Annotated in this window: 25 protein-coding genes; 10 read left to right on the top strand and 15 right to left on the bottom strand. The window is 63.6% G+C overall.

Annotation, left to right across the window (positions count from 1 at the left end):
• Window positions 1-63: 63 nt before the first annotated feature.
• From GYH29_RS22590 to dapC, 8 genes are all read right to left on the bottom strand, one after another.
• Window positions 64-873 (bottom strand): MlaA family lipoprotein, encoded by an 810-nt coding sequence (locus GYH29_RS22590; RefSeq protein WP_118268442.1) that lies wholly within the window; start codon window positions 871-873, stop codon window positions 64-66.
• Between the two features lie 16 nt (window positions 874-889).
• Window positions 890-1189 (bottom strand): STAS domain-containing protein, encoded by a 300-nt coding sequence (locus GYH29_RS22585; protein ID WP_019103825.1) that lies wholly within the window; start codon window positions 1187-1189, stop codon window positions 890-892.
• Entirely contained in the window at window positions 1189-1818 is a 630-nt protein-coding gene (locus tag GYH29_RS22580; protein ID WP_019103826.1) for an MlaC/ttg2D family ABC transporter substrate-binding protein, read from the bottom strand. Before GYH29_RS22580 ends, GYH29_RS22585 begins: the two co-directional genes overlap by 1 nt.
• 89 nt (window positions 1819-1907) lie before the next feature.
• Entirely contained in the window at window positions 1908-2381 is a 474-nt protein-coding gene (gene mlaD / locus GYH29_RS22575; RefSeq protein WP_019103827.1) for an outer membrane lipid asymmetry maintenance protein MlaD, read from the bottom strand.
• A gap of 11 nt (window positions 2382-2392) precedes the next feature.
• Window positions 2393-3178 carry a lipid asymmetry maintenance ABC transporter permease subunit MlaE gene (gene mlaE / locus GYH29_RS22570; RefSeq protein WP_107732104.1) on the bottom strand — a complete coding sequence of 262 codons (786 nt, stop codon included), beginning with the start codon at window positions 3176-3178 and terminating at the stop codon, window positions 2393-2395.
• Window positions 3171-3989 (bottom strand): ABC transporter ATP-binding protein, encoded by an 819-nt coding sequence (locus GYH29_RS22565; protein WP_019101307.1) that lies wholly within the window; start codon window positions 3987-3989, stop codon window positions 3171-3173. Before GYH29_RS22565 ends, mlaE begins: the two co-directional genes overlap by 8 nt.
• 333 nt (window positions 3990-4322) lie before the next feature.
• On the bottom strand, window positions 4323-5144 hold the full coding sequence (gene dapD, locus GYH29_RS22560) for a 2,3,4,5-tetrahydropyridine-2,6-dicarboxylate N-succinyltransferase (protein ID WP_039754722.1): 822 nt from the start codon (window positions 5142-5144) through the stop codon (window positions 4323-4325).
• 84 nt (window positions 5145-5228) lie between these two features.
• Window positions 5229-6431: a succinyldiaminopimelate transaminase gene (gene dapC / locus GYH29_RS22555; protein ID WP_161524423.1), complete on the bottom strand. Its 1203-nt coding sequence runs from the start codon at window positions 6429-6431 to the stop codon at window positions 5229-5231.
• 58 nt (window positions 6432-6489) lie between these two features.
• On the opposite strand from dapC, the gene GYH29_RS22550 reads away from it, so the two are divergent.
• Window positions 6490-7404, top strand: a complete 915-nt coding sequence (locus GYH29_RS22550; RefSeq protein ID WP_019101310.1) for a DMT family transporter — start codon at window positions 6490-6492, stop codon at window positions 7402-7404.
• Window positions 7401-7973 carry a GNAT family N-acetyltransferase gene (locus GYH29_RS22545; RefSeq protein WP_039754717.1) on the top strand — a complete coding sequence of 191 codons (573 nt, stop codon included), beginning with the start codon at window positions 7401-7403 and terminating at the stop codon, window positions 7971-7973. Before GYH29_RS22550 ends, GYH29_RS22545 begins: the two co-directional genes overlap by 4 nt.
• A gap of 12 nt (window positions 7974-7985) precedes the next feature.
• Here the strand turns inward: GYH29_RS22545 and GYH29_RS22540 are convergent, their stop codons facing one another.
• On the bottom strand, window positions 7986-8207 hold the full coding sequence (locus GYH29_RS22540) for a SlyX family protein (RefSeq protein ID WP_039754724.1): 222 nt from the start codon (window positions 8205-8207) through the stop codon (window positions 7986-7988).
• Between the two features lie 10 nt (window positions 8208-8217).
• The gene (locus GYH29_RS22535; protein WP_019101313.1) at window positions 8218-9531 is read right to left on the bottom strand and encodes a Na+/H+ antiporter family protein; all 1314 of its coding nucleotides are present in this window, start codon (window positions 9529-9531) and stop codon (window positions 8218-8220) included.
• A 333-nt stretch (window positions 9532-9864) separates the two neighbouring features.
• On the opposite strand from GYH29_RS22535, the gene GYH29_RS22530 reads away from it, so the two are divergent.
• Entirely contained in the window at window positions 9865-10161 is a 297-nt protein-coding gene (locus tag GYH29_RS22530) for a DUF2325 domain-containing protein (protein WP_019101314.1), read from the top strand.
• Window positions 10158-10313: a hypothetical protein gene (locus tag GYH29_RS22525; protein WP_019101315.1), complete on the top strand. Its 156-nt coding sequence runs from the start codon at window positions 10158-10160 to the stop codon at window positions 10311-10313. Before GYH29_RS22530 ends, GYH29_RS22525 begins: the two co-directional genes overlap by 4 nt.
• Before the next feature lie 19 nt (window positions 10314-10332).
• On the opposite strand, the gene rlmH is transcribed toward GYH29_RS22525, so the two are convergent.
• From rlmH to GYH29_RS22500, 5 genes are all read right to left on the bottom strand, one after another.
• The gene (gene rlmH, locus GYH29_RS22520; protein ID WP_019101316.1) at window positions 10333-10803 is read right to left on the bottom strand and encodes a 23S rRNA (pseudouridine(1915)-N(3))-methyltransferase RlmH; all 471 of its coding nucleotides are present in this window, start codon (window positions 10801-10803) and stop codon (window positions 10333-10335) included.
• Window positions 10804-11021: 218 nt separating this feature from the next.
• The gene (gene rsfS / locus GYH29_RS22515) at window positions 11022-11390 is read right to left on the bottom strand and encodes a ribosome silencing factor (RefSeq protein ID WP_019101317.1); all 369 of its coding nucleotides are present in this window, start codon (window positions 11388-11390) and stop codon (window positions 11022-11024) included.
• Window positions 11391-11563: 173 nt separating this feature from the next.
• Window positions 11564-12202, bottom strand: coding sequence for a nicotinate-nucleotide adenylyltransferase (gene nadD / locus GYH29_RS22510; RefSeq protein ID WP_019101318.1), 639 nt, complete (start codon window positions 12200-12202; stop codon window positions 11564-11566).
• A gap of 4 nt (window positions 12203-12206) precedes the next feature.
• Window positions 12207-12785 carry a beta-class carbonic anhydrase gene (locus GYH29_RS22505; RefSeq protein ID WP_039754719.1) on the bottom strand — a complete coding sequence of 193 codons (579 nt, stop codon included), beginning with the start codon at window positions 12783-12785 and terminating at the stop codon, window positions 12207-12209.
• 261 nt (window positions 12786-13046) lie between these two features.
• Complete coding sequence (locus GYH29_RS22500) at window positions 13047-14084, bottom strand: DUF2804 domain-containing protein (protein WP_198001614.1); 1038 nt, start codon at window positions 14082-14084, stop codon at window positions 13047-13049.
• A 159-nt stretch (window positions 14085-14243) separates the two neighbouring features.
• On the opposite strand from GYH29_RS22500, the gene GYH29_RS22495 reads away from it, so the two are divergent.
• The 6 genes from GYH29_RS22495 to aceE all read left to right on the top strand — a co-directional run bounded on the left by GYH29_RS22495 (window position 14244) and on the right by aceE (window position 21611).
• Complete coding sequence (locus tag GYH29_RS22495) at window positions 14244-14561, top strand: ArsR/SmtB family transcription factor (protein WP_043636749.1); 318 nt, start codon at window positions 14244-14246, stop codon at window positions 14559-14561.
• Window positions 14558-14989 (top strand): YeeE/YedE family protein, encoded by a 432-nt coding sequence (locus GYH29_RS22490; RefSeq protein ID WP_107732102.1) that lies wholly within the window; start codon window positions 14558-14560, stop codon window positions 14987-14989. The genes GYH29_RS22495 and GYH29_RS22490 overlap by 4 nt, the downstream gene beginning before the upstream one ends.
• Window positions 14986-15420, top strand: coding sequence for a DUF6691 family protein (locus GYH29_RS22485; RefSeq protein WP_232060448.1), 435 nt, complete (start codon window positions 14986-14988; stop codon window positions 15418-15420). The genes GYH29_RS22490 and GYH29_RS22485 overlap by 4 nt, the downstream gene beginning before the upstream one ends.
• Window positions 15417-17141, top strand: coding sequence for a SulP family inorganic anion transporter (locus GYH29_RS22480; protein WP_019101324.1), 1725 nt, complete (start codon window positions 15417-15419; stop codon window positions 17139-17141). The genes GYH29_RS22485 and GYH29_RS22480 overlap by 4 nt, the downstream gene beginning before the upstream one ends.
• Before the next feature lie 57 nt (window positions 17142-17198).
• Complete coding sequence (locus GYH29_RS22475; protein ID WP_161524422.1) at window positions 17199-18635, top strand: M48 family metalloprotease; 1437 nt, start codon at window positions 17199-17201, stop codon at window positions 18633-18635.
• A gap of 312 nt (window positions 18636-18947) precedes the next feature.
• Entirely contained in the window at window positions 18948-21611 is a 2664-nt protein-coding gene (aceE, locus tag GYH29_RS22470) for a pyruvate dehydrogenase (acetyl-transferring), homodimeric type (RefSeq protein ID WP_043589451.1), read from the top strand.
• The last annotated feature ends 49 nt before the right edge of the window (window positions 21612-21660 follow it).

Raw genomic sequence — 21660 nt, 5'->3', positions numbered from 1 at the left:
TGTTGAGAAATGAAAAAGAACGCTGCCGGCTTGTTGAGACGGCCGGCAGCGGAGGGTGCGGATTTACTGCGCGGCGGAGGCCGCGGCCTTGGCGTCGGGAGCGGCCATAGCCGGCGCCGAGCTGTCCTGCTTGCCGGCCGGGGAGTCCACCAGCTCGTCAAGGTTGAAATTGTCGGTGGCCTGGGTCGGGTTGGGCAGGCCCAGCTGCTGTGCGCGCAGCTGCATATAAGCGTCGCGGGTATAAGTGTACGGGTCCAGCGCCGCCGTGTTGAGCATGGCTTCCACGCCCAGGTAGCGGGCGCGGGTGTTCACGCCGTACAGGCCGTAAAAGCCCACCGCTTGCCAGGTAGTGTCGTAAAACATCTTCTCCGGGCCGGGGCCGGCCAGCGAGGCGGTCAGGCCGGTGCCGTCGCGCACGGTGGACGGGCCGAAGAAGGGCAGCACCAGATAGTTGCTGTCATGCCAACCCCAGGCGGCGAAGGTGTCGCCCAGGGTGGTCTTGTTGTTCTTCAGGCCGGCCTGGCTGGCGATGTCGATCAGGCCGAACAGGCCGAAGCCGGTGTTCATCGCCACCCGCATCACGTCGTTCAGCGCTTTTTCCGGTTCGGCGCGCAAGGCGTTGGACAGCGCGCTGTAGACATCCTTGAGGTTGTCGAAGAAATTGCTGACGCCGGTGCGCACCGGCGACGGCGTGACGGCCTTGTAGCCTTCGGCCACGGGCTTGATCACGTAGCGGTCAGCGGTGTCGTTGACCTGGTACATGGCGCGGTTGTACGGCTCGAAGCGGTCGTAAGGCACCGTTGGATTGCTGGCGCAGCCGGCCAGCAGCAGCGATAGCGCCAGGCCGGTCAGCGCGGGTTTCAGGGACGACATAAATCCTCTCCGCATATCATTCCGCTTCCGCCGCTGGGGCGGACAACAATTCCGCCAGCGAGTAAAGGTCGAGCAGAGCGCTGAGCCCGCTAGGCCAGTTTTCCAGGGACAGGGCGTGGCCGGCGGCGTCGGCGGCGCGGCGCGCGCCGAGCAGCAGAGCCAACGCGGCGGAATCGGCTCCGGCTATGCCGGACAAGTCCAGGCGCAACGGCGCTTCACCGGCGAGCTTGGCCAGCGGCGCGGCCAGCGGGCCGCAGCTATCCATGTTCAGCCGGCCGCTGAGCCGCGCCTGACCGGGGGCGGTGCGCTCCAACATCAGCCGTTGCCCTTATTTGCGGGCGCCGCGGCCACCGGAGCGGCGTTCTTGTTCTGCAGCAGCTTGATCAGACCGTCCACGCCGTTTTTGCGCACTTCTTCATTGAAGGAATTGCGATAGACGGTGACTAGGCTGGCGCCTTCCACGCTCACGTTATAGATCTTCCAGCCTTGCGGGCCCTTGTTCAGTGAGTAGTCCACCGCTACTGGATTGGCGTTGCCCGGCAGGCTGACCGTGGTTTTCACCGTGGCGTCGCGGTCGCCGTTGCTCATCAACGGATTGGGCTTGACGTCGACCTGAGCGGTTTTGAAACGGGTCATGGTGGCGGAATAGGTGCGCACCAGCAGGGTCTGGAACTGCTGAGTCAGTTGGGCGCGCTGTTCGGCGCTGGCCTGACGCCAGCCCAGGCCCACGGCCAGCGCGGTCATGCGCGGGAAGTCGAACATCGGCACCGCCACCGCTTCCGCCTGCTGGCGGATTTGCTTGGTGTTCTTGCCGTTGTCCTGTTTCAGCACTTCCAGCACCTGCCGGGATGCGTCTTTGATTACATCGGTGGGGGCGTCGCCGGCGGCTTGGGCCACAGCGGACAGGCCGAACAGCAGACAGCAGAATGCGAGCAGTTTTTTCATCGTTTTTCCAATCAATTGCGAGTAAGCCGGCGGCGCGGACGGCTCGCCGGCCGGCAGTTTGTTGCGGGGTGCCCCGTCTTTGTGCCGCGCTATTTGTCAGCGCTCTTGTTGCTATCGGTAAAGCCCGTCATGAACTTACCGATCAATTGTTCCAGCACCATGGCGGAGGAAGTGATGGTGATGGTGCCTCCCGGGGCCAGATTGGTCTCCGAGCCTCCTTGCAGCATGCCTATATATTGTTCACCCAGCAGGCCGGCGGTCAGGATGGACGCGCTGGCGTCGTCGCTGATCTGATAGGCCTTGTCAATATTCAGAGTCACCCGGGCGCGATAAGTTTTCGGGTTGAGCCGGATGTCGGCCACGCGTCCGATCACCACACCGGCTTCCTTGACCGGCGCTTTGACCTTCAGTCCGCCGACATTGTCGAAGTCGGCGTACAGCACATAGGTCTGGTTAGCGCTTTGCGGGACCAGGTTGGCCACTTTCAGCGACAGGAAGGTGACGGCGGCAATGCCCAGCGCCACGAAAATGCCTACCCACAAGTCAATAGTAGAGCGTTTCATTCGGGTTTTTCCTAGAACATGAAGGCGGTCAGGATGAAATCCAGCGCCAGAATGACCAATGCGGAGGTGACGACAGTCCGGGTGGTGGCGGCGGACACGCCGCTGGCCGTCGGAGTGGCGTCGTAGCCTTCGAACACGGCGATCAGGGTGACGGCGACGCCGAAGCACAGGCTCTTGATCAGTCCGTTGACCACGTCGAAATGCAGGTCGACGTTGGCCTGCATCTGCGACCAGAACGTGCCGACATCCAGGCCTATCATCACCACGCCCACCAGGTAGCCGCCAAAAATGCCGACCACGTTGAACAGCGCGGCCAGGATGGGCATGGAGATGACGCCGGCCCAGAAGCGGGGCGCCACCACGCGAGCGATGGGATCGACCGCCATCACGCTCATCGCGTCCAGTTGCTCGGTGGTTTTCATCAGGCCGATTTCGGCCGTCATCGCGCTGCCGGCGCGGCTGGCGAACAAGAGCGCGGCCAGCACCGGACCCAGCTCGCGCAGCAGCGCCAGCGCCACCACCGCGCCCAGCGCGTCGGCCGAGCCGAACTTGGCGAGGGTGCTGTAGCCTTGCAGGCCCAGCACCATGCCGACGAAGAGGCCGGACACAAGGATGATGATCAAGGACATCACGCCGGCGAAATAGACCTCGCGTATGGTCAACTGCGGCCGCAGCAGGCTCTGGCCGCTGCCCCTCAGGATGGCCACGAGGAAGCGGCAGGCGAAGCCCAACCGCCAGACAGCGTTGATGGTAAGGTGGCCGAGCTTGCGCAGGGGCGCCGCGATCAAATCAAGCATGGGGGCCTCCGTTGAGTCCCAGATCCTCGGCGAGCGAGCGCTCCGCCGGGTAGGCGTAATGCACCGGACCGTCGGCTTCGCCCCAGATGAACTGGTGAACCCATGGCGAATCCGAGTTGCGCACTTGGTCTGGCGTGCCTTGGGCGACGATCTCGCCACCGGCGACGAAGAGCACGTGGTCCACGATCTCCAGCGATTTGTGCACGTCGTGGGTGACCATCACCGCGGTGGTGCCCAGCGCGTTGTTGAGCTTCTTGATCAGGTGGGCGATCACGCCCAGCGAGATCGGATCCAGGCCGGTGAAAGGCTCGTCGTATAGCATCAGTTGGGGGTCCAGCGCGATGGCGCGCGCCAGCGCCACCCGGCGCGCCATGCCGCCGGACAGCTCGGCGGGCATCAGCTGCTGGGTGCCGCGCAAGCCAACGGCCTCCAGTTTCATGGTCACCAGGTCGCGGATCATGCTGTCCGGCAGCTTGGTGTGCTCGCGAATGGGGAAAGCGACGTTGTCGAACACCGACAGATCGGTGAAGAGCGCGCCGAACTGGAACAGCATGCCCATGCGGCGGCGGTGTTGATAAAGTTCGGCGGAGCTCATCTTGGCGACGCTCTTGCCGTCAACCAGCACTTCGCCGCTTTGCGGACGGTTCTGGCCCGAGATCAGCCGCAGCAGCGTGGTCTTGCCACTGCCGCTGCCGCCCATGACGGCCACCAGCTTTCCGCGCGGAATGGCGAGGTTGAGGTTTTTCAGAATGGGCCGCTCGCCATAGGCGAAGCTGACGTTTCTGAATTCAATGAAATTGTCAGAAGACACAAAGTTTCCAGATAGCATGCGTGAAGCCGCGAACGGCTTCGGTTGAAACGGCGGGCCCGGAGCGGTGCGATGGCGGGCCGTTCAGGCAAAGCGGCTCTTGAAGCCTGTCACCCAAGCTTTGCCTTGGATGAGCGGTTCTTGGAGAGCGGCCGCTTTTTTGCCGATTCTTTTCGAACTGGAGATTTTATAGACTTGTCGTGAACTAGCCAAATTTCAACGGTGTTTGCGATGCAAATATGCTGCATTGCAATGCGGCCGGCGGCGCGGAGGAGGCGGGGAGAGGCGGACAGCGGGCGTGCCGACTGTCCGCCCGAGCCGGCGGACGGAAGGGGCTTACACGCCGCGCAGCAGTTCGTTGATGCTGGTCTTGCTGCGAGTCTGCGCGTCCACTTTCTTAACGATCACCGCGCAGTACAGGCTGTGGCTGCCATCCTTGCTGGGCAGGTTGCCGGACACCACCACCGAGCCCGGCGGCACGCGGCCGTAGCTGATCTCGCCGGTTTCGCGGTCGTAGATCTTGGTGGACTGGCCGATGTAGACGCCCATGGAGATCACCGAGCCTTCGCCGACGATCACGCCTTCGACGATTTCCGAACGCGCGCCGATGAAGCAGTTGTCCTCGATGATGGTGGGGTTGGCCTGCAGCGGCTCCAAGACGCCGCCGATGCCGACGCCGCCGGACAGGTGCACGTTCTTGCCGATCTGGGCGCAGGAGCCGACGGTGGCCCAGGTGTCTACCATCGCGCCTTCGTCGACGTAGGCGCCGATGTTGACGTAGGAGGGCATCAGTACGGTGTTCTTGGCGATGAAGCTGCCCTTGCGCGCCACCGCGCCCGGCACCACGCGGAAACCGGCTTCCTGGAAGCGGGCCGGCGTCCAGTCGGCGAACTTGGTGTCGACTTTGTCGAAGTAGCGGTTGACGCCGTCGTCGGAGAGTTCATTGTCGCGAATGCGGAAGGACAGCAGCACCGCCTTCTTCACCCACTGGTTCACCACCCAGTCGGCCCCCTGTTTTTCCGCCACGCGCAGGCGGCCCGCGTCCAGTTCGGCGATCACCTGGCCGATGGCGGCCTTGAGTTCGGCGGAGACGGTGGCGGGCGTGATCTCGGCGCGCTTCTCAAACGCTTCTTCGATCAGGGTTTGGATCGGATGCATGGTGTTCAGTCCTTTGGCAATGTGGATGGAAGTCGTCATTCAATTCGCTTTCAAGCGGCCGCGCCGGTGGCGGGCCGCGTAGATTCAGGGGGTCTGGCGCTGTTTGCGTTCGGCGAAGGCGACGATGCGCTCGACGCCGGCCACGCACTCTTCCAGCGTGGCCACCAGCGCGACGCGGACATAGCCGGTGCCGGGGTTGACGCCGTGAGCCTCGCGCGCCAGGTAGCTGCCCGGCAGCACGGTGACGTGTTCTTCGGCGAACAGCGCCTTGGCGAAGTCTACATCATTCCCGTCCGGCACCTTGGCCCACAGGTAGAAGCTGGCGTCTGGGCGGCGCACCTCCAGCCCCATCGCCAGCCGCGGGGTGACCGCGTCGAACTTGGCGATGTATTGAGCCCGGTTGGACTCCACGTGATCCTCGTCGTTCCAGGCCGCCACGCTGGCCGCCTGTATCGCCAGGCTCATCGCGCTGCCGTGGTAGGTGCGGTAGAGCAGGAATTTCGCCAGGAGCGCCGCGTCGCCGGCGACGAAGCCGGAGCGCATGCCGGGGACGTTGGAGCGCTTGGACAGGCTGGTGAACATGACCAGCCGTTCAAAGCCGCGGCCCAGCTTGCGCGCCGCTTCCAGCCCTCCCAGCGGCGGGCGGCCAAAGTGGATTTCGGAATAGCACTCGTCGCTGGCGATGACGAAGCCGTAGCAATCCGACAACTGGAACAAGGTTTCCCAATCGGCCAGCGACATCACCGCGCCGGTGGGATTGCCCGGGCTGCACACGACCACCAGCTGGGTACGCCGCCACACTGTTTCCGGTACCTGGCTCCAGTCCGGCTGGAAGCGCTGTTCGGCCAGGCAGTTGACATAGTAGGGTTCGGCCCCGGCCAACAGTGCCGCGCCTTCGTAAATCTGGTAAAAAGGATTCGGGGATATCACTACCGGCGCCGGCTCAACGCTTGCGTCGATCACTGTCTGCACAAAAGCAAACAAGGCTTCACGGCTGCCGTTGACCGGCAGTATCTCGCTTTGCGCATCCAGGTTCAGATCGTAACGTCGCCGCATCCAGGCCGCGCAGGCCTGGCGCAGCGCTTCGCTGCCCAGCGTGGCCGGGTATTGCGACAAGCCGCCCAGATTGTCGATCAGCGCCTGTTCCACCAGCGCCGGCGTCGGGTGCTTGGGCTCGCCTATCGACAAGTTGATGTGCGCCTTGTCCGCGGGCGGCGTTGCGCCGGCGAGCAGCGCGCGCAGGCGTTGAAACGGGTAGGGCTGCAATTGGGCCAGGCGAGGGTTCACGGGTATCTCCAGAAAAGCGGGCGCAAGCAAACGAACAGCGAACATCTTAAGAACAGCAATGACACCTGTAAAACAAAAGTTTCTGGCCACCACCGGCATTCTGACCACTGCGCTGGTGTGGGGGCTGATGTGGTATCCGTTCCGTAGCCTCAATCAAAGCGGCGTCAGCGTGGCGATGACCTCGCTGGTGGTGTATCTGGTGGCGATCACTCTGGGTGTGATCACCTTTTTCGACGTCTATCGCCGCCAGTTCCGGCTACAGCCGGTGTTGCTGGTGCTGACCGCGGTGTTCGGCTGGTGCAACTACAGCTATACCTGGGCGGTGTCCGAGGGGCAGGTGATGCGGGTCTTGCTCTTGTTCTACCTGTCGCCTTTGTGGACGGTGTTCCTGTCGCGGCTGATCCTGAAGGAGCGTTTGACCCGCAGCGGCTGGCTGGTGGTGGCCTTGTCGCTGCTTGGCTGCTTCATCTTCATTTATCGGCCCGGCTTGTTCGCCGGCGAACTGCCGCTCAGCCATCGCTATGAATGGCTGGCTCTGTCCGGCGGCATGGCCTTTGCGCTGGGCAATGTGATCAGCCGAGGCGCCCAGTCCATCCCGGTGCCGGTCAAGTCGGCGTCGATCTGGTTTGGCGTGGCGTCCATTGGCGCGATCAAACTGGCGCTGGCCGGGCAGTTGGGCGGCATTCTGCAGATACCGCCGCAAAGTTGGCTGGTATTGGGCATTCTGGGCGTGACCCTGTTGTGCACCAGCGTGATATCGCAGCACGGGGTGTCTATTCTGCCTGCAACGCAGACGATGACGCTGATGCTGATGGAGCTGTTGTTCGCGGCGGCGTCGGCCTACCTGCTGGCCGGAGAGGCGATGACGCCGCGCGAATGGGCGGGCGGCGCCTTGATCGCCAGCGCCAGCTTGTTGTCCGGTCGCATGACCAGAAAGCCGGGGACGGCGCAACTGAAACAGGAGGCGGCATGATTACGATTCGACCGATGAACGACGGTGATTTCGAGCGTTTCTGGCCCGTGTTCCACGCGGTGGTGGCGGCTAGGGAGACCTATGCTTTCGATCCGGAAATGACGTGGGAGCAGGCGCGAGACCTTTGGCTGCGGCTGCCCTTGCACACACTGGTGGCGGAGGAAGACGGCGCGCTGTTGGGCTCGTATTTCCTCAAGCCCAACGCCGCCGGCCCGGGCGGCCATGTCTGCAACTGCGGTTATATGGTGGCCGAGGAGGCGCGCGGCAAAGGCGTGGCGCGGCTGATGTGCGAGCATTCTCAGAAATTGGCGCGGGACAGCGGCTTTTTGGCGATGCAGTTCAATTCGGTCGTGGCCAGCAACGAAGTGGCGGTGGCTCTGTGGCGCAAGCTGGGTTTTGAGCCGGTGGGCCGTTTGCCGCGCGCTTATCGTCACGCGCGGCTGGGGCTGGTGGACTGTCTGGTTATGTACAAGTGGCTGGGAGACGTCGCGCCGGACATGCCGGAACCGGCGCCGTTGATCGGCCGTAAGAACATCGAGGCGACGGTGTCGCGGCGTCGAGGCGCTTGAACCGCCTGCTCCTCAATAATGCGGCGGTAGTTCGTCGCGCAGACTGAGGCCGGACGCGCTATCGTCCGGCTGAGCTTGGCGGAATTGCTGGTAGAGCAGGCGCATTTGCTGTTGCAGCAGTTCCAGGTCTTTTTGCTGACGCGCCACGGTGGCGTTCAGCGCGTCCAATAGTTCGTCCTGGAAGGCGAGCTTCACTTCCATTTCGGCCAGGCGGGCATCGATTTGATCATCCATGCCGGCCATTCTACAACACCATCGCCGCAATCCAGCCGGCCGCCAGCACCGGCAGGTTGTAGTGCAGGAAGGTGGGCAGCACGGTGTCGCGGATATGGTCGTGCTGGCCATCCACGTTCAGGCCCGAAGTCGGCCCCAGCGTGGAGTCCGAGGCCGGCGAGCCGGCGTCGCCCAGCGCGCCGGCGGTGCCGATGATGGCCACCGTGGCCAGCGGCGAGAAGCCCAAGTGCATGCACAGCGGAACGTAGATGGCGGTGAGGATGGGCACGGTGGAAAAGGAAGAGCCTATGCCCAGGGTCACCACTAGGCCAACCAGCAGCATGGCGAAGGCGGCCACGCCCTGATTGCCGGCGAACAGACCGGCGCTGGCGGTCACCAGAGCTCCCACCTGGCCGGTGGCCTTTAGCACCTCGGCGAAGCCTTGGGCGGTGATCATGGTGAAACCTATCATCGCCATCATCTTCATGCCTTCATTGAACAGACCATCAGCGTCCTTCCATTTCACCACGCCGGTGGCGAGGAACAGTAGAAAGCCCGCCAGCGCGCCCATGATCATTGAATCGGTGTACAGCTGCACCGCGAAGGCCAGCATGATCGCCAGCAAGGCGGTGGCCAGCGACTTGCGGCTGACCTTGGCGCGGGTGCGTTCAACGTTTTCTATCTTGCCCAGGGCGTACTGGCGCGGCTTGCGGTAGCTGACCAGCACCGCCCACAGCAGGCCGGCCACCATGCCCAGCGCCGGAATCGCCATCGCGTGCATCACATTGAGGCCGCGCACGTCCATGCCGGATTTGGCGATGTTGCCGAGCAGGATCTGCTTCAGAAAGATGTCGCCGAAGCCCACGGGAAACACCATATAGGGCGTGACCAGGCCGAAGGTGATCACGCAGGCGACCAGGCGGCGGTCCAGATGCAGCCGCGCCATCACATAGAGCAGCGGCGGCACTAGCAAGGGAATGAAGGCGATGTGGATGGGCACCAGGTTCTGGCTGGCGACGCTGACCAGTGCGAGCAACAGGATCAGCGCCCATTTCAAGCGGCTCTGGCCGCTATCGCGCTCCAGACGCTTGACAGCTAGGTCCGCCATTGCGTGCGGCAGACCGGATTTGGCTATGGCCAGCGCGAAGGCGCCCAGCAGGGCGTAGGACAAGGCTACCGAAGCGCCGCCGGTGATGCCGTTATTGAAGGCTTCCAGCGTGCGGGATAGGGACAGGCCCCCGCTGAGGCCGCCGATCAAGGCGCCGAGCAGCAGGCTGATGACGACGTGGGTGCGCAATAGCGCCAGCCCGAGCATGATGATGACGGCCAGAAGAACTGCGTTCATTTGTATATACAGATCAATGGGTTGGGCGAATAAGCCGGGGGTGCGCAGCGTAGCGGGTTTCGGTTTTTCTGTCGATAGTCTTGCTTGAAACTAAGGACGGGAGGACAGGGTTGGGCGCCGGCCGCCGCTGTAATGAGGGGGCTTGCTTTACGCCGAAATTTCAAATACTTGCTGATTTATCGCCCAAGGAAGAGGCGGGGCGGTGCGTTGCGGCATTTATATACTTATTTGAAATAAAAAACTAATTTTATATATCTTTACTGTGCTATTTCATCGGCTTAGAGTGGGGGTATGTCAAGGCGCGTCCCGCGCCGCGCAGAGAGGAGGTGGCCGATGAACGCCCTGTTGATAGGCGCGGATAGCCTGGGGAACATTCCGGCGGTTCTGCAAAGCTACGATATCCGGATCACCCGCCACATTTGCGGGCGCAACGTCGCGCATCAGCGCAAGGCGCCGTTGCCGGGCAAGCCGGATCTATTGATCCTGCTCACCGATTTCCTGGGGCACAATGTGATGCGCAATTATCGGGACAGCGCTTACGCGCTGGGCATCCCTGTGGTGGCCTGCCGACGTTCCGCCACCGCGGTTGAGCGGCGTTTGCAACATGAGGGCTGGAGGAAGCTGTCATGATTTTCTCAGGCAATGAAAACTGGCTGGCCAGCTTGGCGCGCGCAGAGGACTCTGCGCTGCCTTTGCGCGACGATACGGTGACGGTGGAGTGGGCCGGGCTAACGCCGCCGCCCTTGCCGCCGACGGCGGCGCAACCGTCGCAGCCGGCTTGATCCGACTGTGAGCCGGTTCTTATTCGCGGTGGTAGGGGTGGTTGTTGAGAATGGAGTAGGCGCGATAGATCTGCTCGGCCAACATTACCCGCACCATCCCGTGCGGCAGCGTCATCGCCGATAGTTGCAGCAGCACGTCGGCGCGCTGCTTCAATTCCGCCGCCAGGCCGTCGGCGCCGCCGATGATGAAGGCCACGTCGTCGCCGCCGGCCATCCATTCCTTCAGGCCTTCGGCCAACCGCACCGACGTCCAGTTCTTGCCGCGCTCGTCCATCACCACCAGCCTTGCGCGCGGAGGAATGGCGGCGAGCAAGCGTTCGTGCTCGGCGGCAATGCCTTTTTCGGCGGTGACGCCGCCGCCCCGTTTCTCCGGTTTGATTTCCTTCAGTTCCAGCGTGATGTCGCGGCCAAAGCGCTTGGCGTAATCGCCGTAGGCCTCGTCGACCCAACGCGGCATCTTGGTGCCGACGGCGAGAATAGTGATTTTCATCGTGAGTGAGCCAGGGGAGTAAACGCAAACGGGGACTTGCGTCCCCGTTTCGATGAGCGGCTTAGAACCTGTTTACGACCTGCCACGCGTTGGCGATACGGCGTTGAAACCGTCCTCGAAATGCTCATGTACCACTTGACCATTCCGCTTTCTCAGCTGTTTTCGCCTTGTCTCGCTCTTGCTCGCGAGATCGTAAACACGCCCTTAGCGCAGCCGGATCAGGTGGCCGACCACGGACGGCCGCCGGCCGGCAGGAAGCTGGGCTTCTGGCCGCCCCACAATGCTTCGATGTCGTAGTAGTCGCGCACGGCGGGCAGCATCACGTGCACGACCACGTCGCCGGCGTCCACCAGCACCCATTCGCCGCTTTCATGGCCTTCGCTGCCGACGATGTCCACACCGGCTTCCTTCAGCTTGACGTGCACGCTGTTGGCCAGCGCCTTGACCTGGCGGTTGGAGTCGCCGGTGGCCACTATCATGCATTGGAACAGCGAGGTCAGCTTGCTGGTGTCCAGTTCGATGATGTCCTTGCCCTTGACGTCTTCCAGGGCTTCGATCGCCAGCTTGGCAATGTCTTGCACTTCCATAATGTCCTTTTCCTGTGCGGGGTTCGCGCTGGCCGGGGCCGGCGCAAAGCTGCCGCAAAATGGCGGGCGGAGCCGGCGCACGCAGCGCGGCGGCAGGCCTGCCGTATTGCTTTAAAGTGAATCGCTGCCGGCCGACTGCGGGCGGCCTGGCGGAAAGTGGCCGGACACGGCGGCTACACTGTCTGGTATAGCCGGTGTTGGCGGATATAGGCCAGCACCGCGGGCGGCAGCACATCGTCCACCGCGTCGCCGCGCGCCAGGCGCTGGCGGATGTCGGTGGCCGCGATGTCCACCGGCGGCAAGGCCAAGGGGCGGATTGTACCGGATGCGGTTCGATTTGAAAAATCAGAGACTTGCCGGGCGCGCCACAAGGCTTGCACCGGCACCGGCAGCGAGGCCGGATCGAAGCCGGGACGCAAGGCCACGGCCAGGTTGGCGAAACGCAACAGTTCGTCCCAGCGCTTCCAGGTGTGCAGCGTGGCAAGCGAGTCGCCGCCAATCAAAAACCATAGTTCGGCATCCGCGCCCAGTTCGGCGCGCAGCTCTTCCAGGGTGTCTATGGTGTAGGCGGCGCCGGGCCGGCGCACTTCGCGTTCGTCCACCGACAGCAGCGGCCGATCCGCCACCGCCAGCTTCGCCATGGCCAGCCGTTGTGCCGGCGCGGCGTGCGGGCCCTGGCTGCGGTGATAGGGCCGGCCGGCGGGAATCAGCCTGACCCTGTTCAGCGCCAGCTCGGCGGCGAAGGCGTCGGCCATGCGCAGGTGGGCGTTGTGGATGGGGTCGAAGGTGCCGCCGAACAGGCCTAGGCGCACAGGCTTATTCCTGCGTGTCTTCGTTCTGGTAACCATCGACGATGACTTCCAGCCGGCCGGTGGACGGGTGGATCACCATGCCGTGCACCGGCACGTCTTTAGGCATCAACGGATGGTTGCGGATGGTCTGCACGGTGTGGCGCACGCTATCGGACACGTTGTCGAAGCCTTTCAGCCAGCCGTCCAGGTCGATGCCGGCCGCGCGTAGCGTGGTGATGGTGTCTTCCGACACGCCGCGCTCCATCGCGTGGTCCAGCACGCGCTGCGGGTCGACCGCGCGCATGCCGCAGTCACGGTGGGCGACCACGCAAATTTCGTCGGCGCGCAGTTCGTACACTGCCATGATCAGGCTGCGCATCACCGATCCCCATGGATGGGTGATCAGCGCGCCGGCATTCTTGATCAGCTTGGCGTCGCCGTTCTTCAGGCCCATGGCCTTGGGCAGCAGTTCCACCATCCGCGCGTCCATACAGGCCAGGATGGCGAGACCCTTGCCGGGAAACTTGTCGGTCTTGAATTGCTCGTATTCGCGGTTTTCCACAAAGTGGCGATTGTGTTCGAGCAAAGCGCTTAATCTATCCATGATGGCAATCTCCTACTGAGAGTCTGTTCATGAGCGTTCTGGAGCACGGGCGCAAAAAGGATCATGGACAGGCTCTGAAGGTTTGTTTCGTTTGGTCGTTTAGAGAGAATACTCGGTTGCGGGCGCATCCTACCACTGTTGCTCAAGCCGGTCTTGTGTTTTTGCGAACTAGGAATTTCCCTAGTTACGGCAGGGAATTGCGATGAACTCCAGTTAATGCCGGCGAAAGGTGGCAGGCGTGCCGCATTGAGCGGGCTACGTTCACCAACGCGACAGATGGTCCTCGGTCACGCCTAGCAAGTCGCTCACCACATGGACGGCGCCGCCGTCCGGATCCTGGATCTGGCCGTTGAAGCGGCCGATGGGCTGCACATAGCGGCTGGCGGCGATCAGCAGGTTCTTGTCTTCGCGCCGCGCGCCCTCCGGGGCGAAGTTCAGGTCCAGCAAGCCGTTGTCGCTGCGTATGCGCCAGCCTTGCAGCGGGTCGTCCGGTTGGTAGTCGAAGCTTACCGGCCCCAGCCGGATCAGTTTGCCTCGCAACCAGGCGGCGTTCTCGGTGTCGCCCATATAGCCTTGCTGCAGATTGAAACCCAGTTCCAGAGAATGCGCACTGGCCCAGCGCCAGCGGGTTTCCCGCGCCAGCAGGCCGTTGGAGTAGTCCAGCGATGCTACCGCGCCGTCCAGGGAATAGCGCCGGTCTTGGCAGTCGGCGAAGCCGCTGATTCTGAGGCCGCCGCTTTTATGGGTGGAATGGGCCAGCCAGTTGGCCGGCGCAATCACCGCCAGCACCGGCGGCATGTCGGCCAATTGGATATGCGCGGCCACTTTCAACTGAGGGGAGTCCACCGCCAGTTCCAGCCGTTCGCCGTCGCGGCGAAAACTCAGACGGCAGCGGCCGGCCTGGAAGGCGGCGTCGCCGAAGGCGCGGTCTTCTATTTGCGTGGAGAAACCCGGCAGGCCATTGGCGCTGGCTGCGGCGATGATCGCGCCGCTCTTGCGGTCGAACAGATAGGCGAAGGCGGTGCCGGTCCAGCCGACGTCGACGATGGCGACGCCGATGAAAAAGGCCGGATGGGCGATAGCCGCGTATTGCCAGCGTTTGTGATGCAGCCTGCGTGTCAGCCGTTGATAGGGCGTGGTTTTCAGCGCGTGCCAGTCCAGCCGGTCAATGATGCCCTGATATACGCCGAAGGCGGGAATGCCGCGTTCGTGCACCAGTTGCCTGGGGGCGGGCGGGAGTCGAGTCGAGGGCATGGCGCTGGATGGCCGGGCCGGCGCCGCGGCTGGAAATAGGTTCATGGCCTTGAGTCTACAACAGTTTTTCCCGGCGCGATGGTGACTGATAGGCCATGTGGCGGCGCGTGGACCGTGTGGCGCGGCGGTAACAGTTAGTTGATTTACATTATATTATAAAACATAATGTTTGCGACGCCGGATGCCGGCGGCGGGAGAACGAATATGGATTTGAACATGCTGCGCGCCAATGCCGGCCGCGCCGCCTTGTTGTTGAAGGGCCTGGCCAACGAGGACAGGCTGCTATTGCTGTGCCAACTGGTGGACGGGGAAAAGTCGGTGTCGGAACTGGAGCGTTTGACCGGCATCCGACAGCCCTCCTTGTCGCAGCAGTTGGGTGTGTTGCGCAATGAAGGCCTAGTGGCGACCCGGCGTGAAGGCAAATGGGTTTATTACAGCGTGGCCAGCGCTGACGCCTTGGCTTTGCTGAACGCCTTGCACGCGCTGTTTTGCTCCGACCGGCCCGAGGGAGAGGCGCGATGACGGTGGATTGGGCGGCCTTCACGCCGTGGCCTGCTTTAATGGGCGGAGTATTGATCGGGGCTGCGGCGGGCTGGCTGGTCTTGCTGCATGGCCGCATCGCCGGCATCAGCGGCATGGCGGCCGGCCTGTTGGATGGGCGTGCGGACTGGCGCGCGCGGCTGGTTTTTCTCTTGGGCTTGATGGCGGCGCCGGCCTTGTGGCGTCTGGGCGTTGGGGAATGGCCCGCTGTCAGCGTGGAAGCCGGCGGCGCGCGCTTGTTGGTTGCCGGCTTGTTGGTGGGCATCGGCGCGCGCTTAGGCTCCGGCTGCACCAGCGGCCACGGCGTTTGCGGTCTGGCGCGGCAGTCGCCTCGTTCGCTGGCGGCGACGGCGGCTTTTATGTTTGCCGGTTTCGTTACGGCGGCGGTGCTCGGACATTGGGGTGCATGAAGATGACGGCGGAGTGGAAACGCTTATTGTCTATGGCGGGCGCGGGCCTGTTGTTCGGCCTGGGCTTGTTGTTGTCCGGCATGGGTAATCCAGCCAAGGTATTGGCTTTTCTGGATCTGGGCGGCGCCTGGGATCCCAGCTTGGCGCTGGTGATGGCCGGAGCCGTCGCCATGGCCTGGCCGGCGTTCCGTCTGGCCGAGCGCCGCCCGCGCGCCTTGCTGGGCGAGCCGACGCAATTGCCGGCCAAGACGCCGCTGACGCGCCGCTTAATCGGCGGCAGCCTCTTGTTTGGCGTTGGTTGGGGATTGGCCGGCATCTGTCCGGGACCGGCCTTGCTGTTGGGCGGCATGGCGTTGCCGCAGAGCGCTTGGTTTTTGCCGGCGATGGCGGCCGGCCTGTGGCTGGCCGGACGATGGGAGCGGCGCGGATGAGGTTTGGGCTGCCGGGCTGGCTGCGCGGCTATCGGCGCGCCTATTTGCCGGGGGACCTGGGCGCGGGACTGGTGGTGACCTTGTTGCTGGCGCCGCAAGGTCTGGCTTATGCGCTGGTGGCCGGCTTGCCGGCGCAGGCGGGCCTGTACGCCAGCATCGCCCCCTTGCTGATTTACGCATTGGCCGGGCGCAGTCACGCGCAGTCGGTGGGGCCGATGGCGATGACTTCCTTATTGGTGGCGGCCACGCTGACGCGGTTGGCCGAACCGGGCTCGGGCGATTATCTGGCGCTGGCCATCGGTCTGGCGCTGTTGTCCGGGGCGATGTTGGCGGCGCTTGGCCTGCTGCGGCTGGGTTTCATCGCCGATCTATTGTCCGAGCCGGTGCTGGCGGCCTTCACTTCGGCGTCGGCCTTGCTGATTGTGCTATCGCAATTGGGCCCCTTGCTGGGCGTGCAGGCCGGCGGCGCATCCTTGCCGCAACTGTTGGCCGGGCTGTGGAAGGCGGTGGACGGGCTTAACCCGTTGGCGCTGCTGTTTGGCGCTACGGCGCTGGCCATGCTGTTGGTGGCGCGTTGGTTGGGCGAGCCGTTGTTGCGCCGCTGCGGCCTGGGCGGGCCGGCGCGGCAGCTTTGGCTGCGTTTGGCGCCGCTGCTGGCGGTGTTGTTGGGCATGGCGCTGGTGGCGGGCCTGGGTCTGCGGTCCGCCTTGCCGGTGGTGGGCGAGATTCCGCCGGGTCTGCCGGCCCCGACTTGGCCGGGCTTGAGTTTGGATCAGTGGTCGCAGTTGGCGCTGCCGGCCTTTTTCATCGCTTTGATCAATTACGTGCAGAGCCTGGCGGTGGCTCAGGCGCTGGCGCAGCGCCGCGGAGATGAAGTGGATCCGGACCGGGAATTGCTGGCGTTGGGGCTGTGCAATATCGGCGCCGGGCTGTCCGGCGGTTTTCCGGTCACCGGCGGACTCACGCGTTCCATGGTCAACGCGGAGGCCGGCGCCCAGACTCAACTGGCCTCGGTGGTGGCCGCCCTGGGCATCATGCTCTTGGCCAGCTTCGCCGCCGGCGCGCTGGCCTTGCTGCCGCTGGCGGTGCTGGCGGCGATGATCATCGCATCGGTCAGCGCCATGATACGTTTCGACAGCCTGAGGCTGGCCTGGCGAATCGACCGCGCCGACGCGGCGGCCTTCGCGCTGACTTTCATCCTGGTGCTGTGGCTGGGAGTGGACTCCGGCATTGTCGCCGGTGTGCTGATGTCCCTGGCCGCCATGTTGTGGCGCAGCAGCCGGCCGCATATCGCCGAGTTGGGCCGGCTGCCGGGCAGCCATCATTTTCGCAACCGGCTGCGCTTTGCCGTCGAGAGCCTGCCCGGCGCGCTGTTTTTGCGCGTGGACGAGAGCCTGTTTTTCGGCAACGCCCGCCAGGTGCGGGGCGAGGTGTTGCGCCGGCTGGCCGCCCAGGCGGGGGCGACACGGCTGGTGTTGATCATGAGCGCGGTCAATCGCGTGGATACCAGCGCTTTGCTGATGCTGGCGCGGCTGGACGCCGAGCTGGCGGCGCGCGGCGTGACGCTGCATCTGGCCGAGATCAAGGGGCCGGTGACGCAGCGCATGGAGAGCGGCGGCCTGTTGGCCGGCTTCGCCGGCCGCGTGCATTTGAGCGCGCAAGCCGCCTGGGAAGCGCTGGCCGCGCCGCGGCGGGGAGGCGGGGAAGCTCATACTCTTTGACAGTTGATGTTGCGTCGCCTCATGCAACTTGGGGCGGATCATGGCTATCATAGCCGGATGACCAAACAGACCTTGCTGGCCGGCGTGCTGGCGCTGAGCTTGTTGCACCCGTCCGTCAGTTATGCCGATTTGCCCGATCTGGGCGAGGTGTCGGATGCCTCGCTAACGCTGGCGGATGAAAACCGCATTGGCCGGCAGGCCTGGCGCGCGATGTTGGAGGCGGGGGACATCGTCGACGATCAGGAAGTCAACGATTACCTCAACGATATCGGCGGCCGGCTCTCCAGCGGCGTCAAGCTGCCCGGCGTCAGTTTCACCTATTTCTGTGTCAACGACAGCGGCATCAACGCCTTCGCCATGCCCGGCGGCTATATCGGCATCAATATCGGCCTGTTGCTGGCGACCCAGAGCGAAGGCGAACTCGCCTCGGTGCTGGGGCATGAAACCGCCCACGTCGCCCAGCGCCACATTGCGCGGATGAAGGCGGCCAGCAGCGCCACCAGCCCCTTGCTATTGTTGGGCACCATCATCGCCGCGGCGCTGGCGGCCAAGGCCGGCAGCGGCCAGGGCGCGATGGGCGTGGTTTCCGCCGGCATGGGCCTGTCGATTTCCAATCAGTTGGCGTTTTCGCGCGATTTCGAACGCGAAGCCGACCGCGTCGGCATGCAGTATATGAGCCAGGCCGGTTTCGATGTGCGCAGCATGCCGGCCTTTTTCCAGCGGCTGCAGCAGAACGAGCGTTACAGCGACAACGCGGCGCTGGCCTTCCTGCGCACCCACCCGGTGACGCTGGAGCGCATCAGCGAAGCGGAAAACCGCGCGCTGGACTACCCGGTGAAGATGCGCGCGGACAGCGTGGACTACCTGCTGGTGCGCGAGAAACTGCGCGCCGCGACGCTGACGCCGGACGTAGGGCAGCGCTATTACGAGGCGGCGCTGGACCGAGGTCTGTATCTGAACGAGGGCGCGCAGTGGTACGGCTTGGCTCAGGTCAAGCTGCGCCAGCGCGATATCGCCGGCGCGCGTCAGGCGCTGGCCAAGGCGCGGACCAAGCTGCCGGATCACCCGATGCTGAGGGGGCTGGAGGTGGCGATAGAGCGCGAACGCAAGGACTGGCCCGCCGCCCGCAACGCCGTGCGCGTCGCTTTGGCCCGTTTCCCGCAGAGCTTGTCGCTGCAACTGCTGGACATTGACGTCGCCGTCGCCAGCGGGGACAGCCAGGGGGCGCTGAGTCTGATCAAGACTCAGTTGAGCCGCCATCCGGACAGCGCGGGCCTGTATCGGCGCCAGGCCAGTTTGTACGCCGATCGCGATCCGTTGCGTTACCACGCGGCGCTGGGCAACGCCTTCTATTATGAACAGCGTTACCAGCCGGCGATGGAGCAATTCCAACTGGCCAGCAAGGCCAAGGGAGACGACTTCTACTTGCGCTCCTCAATCGAAGCGCGCATCCGCGAACTGGATAGGCTGGTCAGGGACGAGAGGAAGAAGTAAGCGCGCAACTGAAACGAATGTTTCAATTTACGACAGCAAATCGCAAAAAAACAACATGGTGCGGCGCAATAACCGCTGTTTTACGCCCCTAAACAAGCGTTAGTACGCTTGACCTATTCCTTTGTGAAAGCGGGAAGACGTACACTTGCTCAAGACACGGCGCTCTTTTCGTAAATGAACATTTTTATTTGCGATTGCGTTCGTTTATAATCTGAAGCTAATAAATTGGTTCGAATCCGAGCCAATTGCAATAACGCGGGGCCGCGCAGTGCTACATACGGCCCCCGATCCACCTTGCTGTGAGGACCAGAGATGGCTGCAACTTTCCCTGACGATATCGATCCGTTGGAAACCCAGGAATGGACTGAAGCGCTGGAGTCGGTGCTGGACGCCGAAGGCCCGGAACGCGCGCATTACCTGTTGGAGAAACTGGTCGAGCGCACCCGCCGCCGCGGCGCCCATCTGCCGTTTGACGCCACCACCGCATACCAGAACAGCATTCCGCTCGGCAAAGAAGCCAAGTCGCCGGGCAACCACGAGCTGGAGCACCGCATTCGCTCGATCAATCGCTGGAACGCCGCCGCTTTGGTGCTGCGCGCCGGCAAGAAGGACTTGGAGCTGGGCGGCCACATCGCCTCCTTCCAATCCTCCGCCACTCTGTACGATGTGGGTTTCAACCACTTCTGGCGCGCTCAGAACGATGAGCAAGACGGCGATCTGATTTACTTCCAGGGCCATATTTCCCCGGGCGTGTACGCACGCGCCTTCATGGAAGGCCGCCTGTCCGCGGAGCAGCTGGACAGCTTCCGTCAGGAAGTGGACGGCAACGGTCTGTCCTCTTACCCGCACCCGTGGCTGATGAAGGACTTTTGGCAGTTCCCGACCGTCTCGATGGGCCTGGGCCCCTTGATGGCCATCTACCAGGCCCGCTTCCTCAAGTATCTGGAAAGCCGCGGTCTGGCCAAGACTCCGGGTCGCAAAGTGTGGTGTTTCTGCGGCGACGGCGAGATGGACGAGCCGGAATCCCTGGGCGCGATTTCGATGGCGTCCCGCGAAGGCCTGGACAACCTGATCTTCGTGATCAACTGCAACCTGCAGCGTCTGGACGGCCCGGTGCGCGGCAACGGCAAGATCATCCAGGAACTGGAAGGCGATTTCCGCGGTTCCGGCTGGAACGTCCTGAAAGTGATCTGGGGCTCGCGTTGGGATCCGCTGCTGGCAATGGACACCAAGGGCTTGCTGAAGAAGCGCATGGACGAGTGCGTGGACGGCGATTACCAGACCTTCAAATCCAAGGACGGCGCTTACGTTCGCGAACACTTCTTCGGCAAATACCCGGAGCTGCGCGAAATGGTCGCCAATATGTCCGACGACGAGATCTGGGCGCTGAACCGGGGCGGCCATGATCCGCACAAGGTGTACGCCGCTTACCACGAGGCGTCCAACAACGCCAACGGCCGTCCGACCGTGATCCTGGCCAAGACCATCAAGGGTTACGGCATGGGCGCGTCCGGCGAAGCCAAGAATATCGCGCACCAGGCCAAGAAAATGGATCTGGATTCACTGCGCAAATTCCGCGACCGTTTCGGCATCCCAGTGTCCGACGAAGAACTGCCGAACGTGCCGTACTATCTGCCGGCCGAAGACAGCCCGGAAATGAAGTACATGCGTGAACGCCGTGCAGCGCTGGGCGGCTACCTGCCGGCGCGCAAGCCGGTGACCACCCCGCTGCAAACGCCGGAACTGTCCGTGTTCGACGCGCAGCTGCAAGCGTCCGGCGACCGCGAGTTCTCCACCACGATGGCCTTCGTCCGCATGCTGGGCACCATCATGAAGGACAAGAACATTGGTCAGCGCGTGGTACCGATCGTGCCGGACGAATCCCGTACCTTCGGCATGGAAGGCATGTTCCGCCAGTACGGCATCTGGTCCACCCAGGGTCAGAACTATGTGCCGCAGGATCATGACCAGTTGATGTTCTACAAGGAATCCAAGGACGGCCAGATCCTGCAGGAAGGCATCAACGAGCCGGGCGCGATGGCCGACTGGATCGCCGCGGCGACCAGCTACGCCAACAGCAGCCAGCCGATGATTCCGTTCTACATCTACTACTCGATGTTCGGCTTCCAGCGCATCGGCGATCTGGCCTGGGCCGCCGGCGACATGCGCGCCCGCGGTTTCCTGCTGGGCGGCACCGCCGGCCGCACCACGTTGAACGGCGAGGGCCTGCAGCACGAAGACGGTCACAGCCACATCCAGGCCGGCTTGATTCCGAACTGCATCAGCTACGACCCGACCTTCGCTTATGAGCTGGCGGTGATTGTGCAGGACGGCCTGCGCCGCATGTACGCCGAGCAGGAAGACGTCTTCTACTACCTGACCCTGATGAACGAAAACTACGTTCATCCGGCCATGCCGGCGGGCGCGGAAGAGGGCATCCTGAAGGGCATGTACCTGCTGCAGGACGGCGGCGACGCCAAGGTCAAAGTGCAGCTGATGGGCTCCGGCACCATCCTGCGCGAAGTGATGGCCGCGGCCGACTTGCTGAAGGCGGACTTCGGCATCGGCGCCGACATCTGGAGCGTGACCTCCTTCAACCAGCTGCGCCGCGACGGCATGGAAGCCGAGCGTCACAATCTGCTGAACCCGACTGCCGAAGCGCGCGCCTCCTACGTGGCGCAGCAACTGTCCGGCCGTCAAGGTCCTGTCGTGGCCGCAACCGACTACATCCGCAACTACGCCGATCAGATCCGCGAATACGTTCCGGGCCGTTACGTGGTGCTGGGCACCGACGGCTTCGGCCGCTCCGACAGCCGCGCCAACCTGCGCTCCTTCTTCGAGGTGGATCGCTACCACGTGGCTCTGGCGGCGCTGTCCGCTCTGGCGCGCGACGGCAAGATCGAAGCGTCCAAGGTGGCCGAGGCGATCGCCAAGTACGGCATCAAGACCGACAAGCTGCCTAGCTGGAAAGTGTAATCGCAAAGCGGAAGCCCCGGTTCAGGCCGGGGCCTTCCGCCTTTGCATG

This window comes from Chromobacterium haemolyticum (assembly GCF_009936155.1).
Lineage (GTDB): Bacteria > Pseudomonadota > Gammaproteobacteria > Burkholderiales > Chromobacteriaceae > Chromobacterium > Chromobacterium haemolyticum.
The sequence above is the reverse complement of the archived record's forward strand: the minus strand, read 5'-3'. Positions and strand labels throughout refer to the sequence as shown.

Excerpts from the sequence above, each read along its gene's own strand:
- GYH29_RS22590 (WP_118268442.1), bottom strand. The coding sequence starts at position 873 with ATGTCGTCCCTGAAACCCGCGCTGACCGGCCTGGCGCTATCGCTGCTG.
- GYH29_RS22585 (WP_019103825.1), bottom strand. The coding sequence starts at position 1,189 with ATGTTGGAGCGCACCGCCCCCGGTCAGGCGCGGCTCAGCGGCCGGCTG.
- GYH29_RS22580 (WP_019103826.1), bottom strand. The coding sequence starts at position 1,818 with ATGAAAAAACTGCTCGCATTCTGCTGTCTGCTGTTCGGCCTGTCCGCT.
- mlaD (WP_019103827.1), bottom strand. The coding sequence starts at position 2,381 with ATGAAACGCTCTACTATTGACTTGTGGGTAGGCATTTTCGTGGCGCTG.
- mlaE (WP_107732104.1), bottom strand. The coding sequence starts at position 3,178 with ATGCTTGATTTGATCGCGGCGCCCCTGCGCAAGCTCGGCCACCTTACC.
- dapD (WP_039754722.1), bottom strand. The coding sequence starts at position 5,144 with ATGCATCCGATCCAAACCCTGATCGAAGAAGCGTTTGAGAAGCGCGCC.
- GYH29_RS22550 (WP_019101310.1), top strand. The coding sequence starts at position 6,490 with ATGACACCTGTAAAACAAAAGTTTCTGGCCACCACCGGCATTCTGACC.
- GYH29_RS22545 (WP_039754717.1), top strand. The coding sequence starts at position 7,401 with ATGATTACGATTCGACCGATGAACGACGGTGATTTCGAGCGTTTCTGG.
- GYH29_RS22540 (WP_039754724.1), bottom strand. The coding sequence starts at position 8,207 with ATGGATGATCAAATCGATGCCCGCCTGGCCGAAATGGAAGTGAAGCTC.
- GYH29_RS22535 (WP_019101313.1), bottom strand. The coding sequence starts at position 9,531 with ATGAACGCAGTTCTTCTGGCCGTCATCATCATGCTCGGGCTGGCGCTA.
- GYH29_RS22530 (WP_019101314.1), top strand. The coding sequence starts at position 9,865 with ATGAACGCCCTGTTGATAGGCGCGGATAGCCTGGGGAACATTCCGGCG.
- GYH29_RS22525 (WP_019101315.1), top strand. The coding sequence starts at position 10,158 with ATGATTTTCTCAGGCAATGAAAACTGGCTGGCCAGCTTGGCGCGCGCA.
- rlmH (WP_019101316.1), bottom strand. The coding sequence starts at position 10,803 with ATGAAAATCACTATTCTCGCCGTCGGCACCAAGATGCCGCGTTGGGTC.
- rsfS (WP_019101317.1), bottom strand. The coding sequence starts at position 11,390 with ATGGAAGTGCAAGACATTGCCAAGCTGGCGATCGAAGCCCTGGAAGAC.
- GYH29_RS22505 (WP_039754719.1), bottom strand. The coding sequence starts at position 12,785 with ATGGATAGATTAAGCGCTTTGCTCGAACACAATCGCCACTTTGTGGAA.
- GYH29_RS22500 (WP_198001614.1), bottom strand. The coding sequence starts at position 14,084 with ATGAACCTATTTCCAGCCGCGGCGCCGGCCCGGCCATCCAGCGCCATG.
- GYH29_RS22495 (WP_043636749.1), top strand. The coding sequence starts at position 14,244 with ATGGATTTGAACATGCTGCGCGCCAATGCCGGCCGCGCCGCCTTGTTG.
- GYH29_RS22490 (WP_107732102.1), top strand. The coding sequence starts at position 14,558 with ATGACGGTGGATTGGGCGGCCTTCACGCCGTGGCCTGCTTTAATGGGC.
- GYH29_RS22485 (WP_232060448.1), top strand. The coding sequence starts at position 14,986 with ATGAAGATGACGGCGGAGTGGAAACGCTTATTGTCTATGGCGGGCGCG.
- GYH29_RS22480 (WP_019101324.1), top strand. The coding sequence starts at position 15,417 with ATGAGGTTTGGGCTGCCGGGCTGGCTGCGCGGCTATCGGCGCGCCTAT.
- GYH29_RS22475 (WP_161524422.1), top strand. The coding sequence starts at position 17,199 with ATGACCAAACAGACCTTGCTGGCCGGCGTGCTGGCGCTGAGCTTGTTG.
- aceE (WP_043589451.1), top strand. The coding sequence starts at position 18,948 with ATGGCTGCAACTTTCCCTGACGATATCGATCCGTTGGAAACCCAGGAA.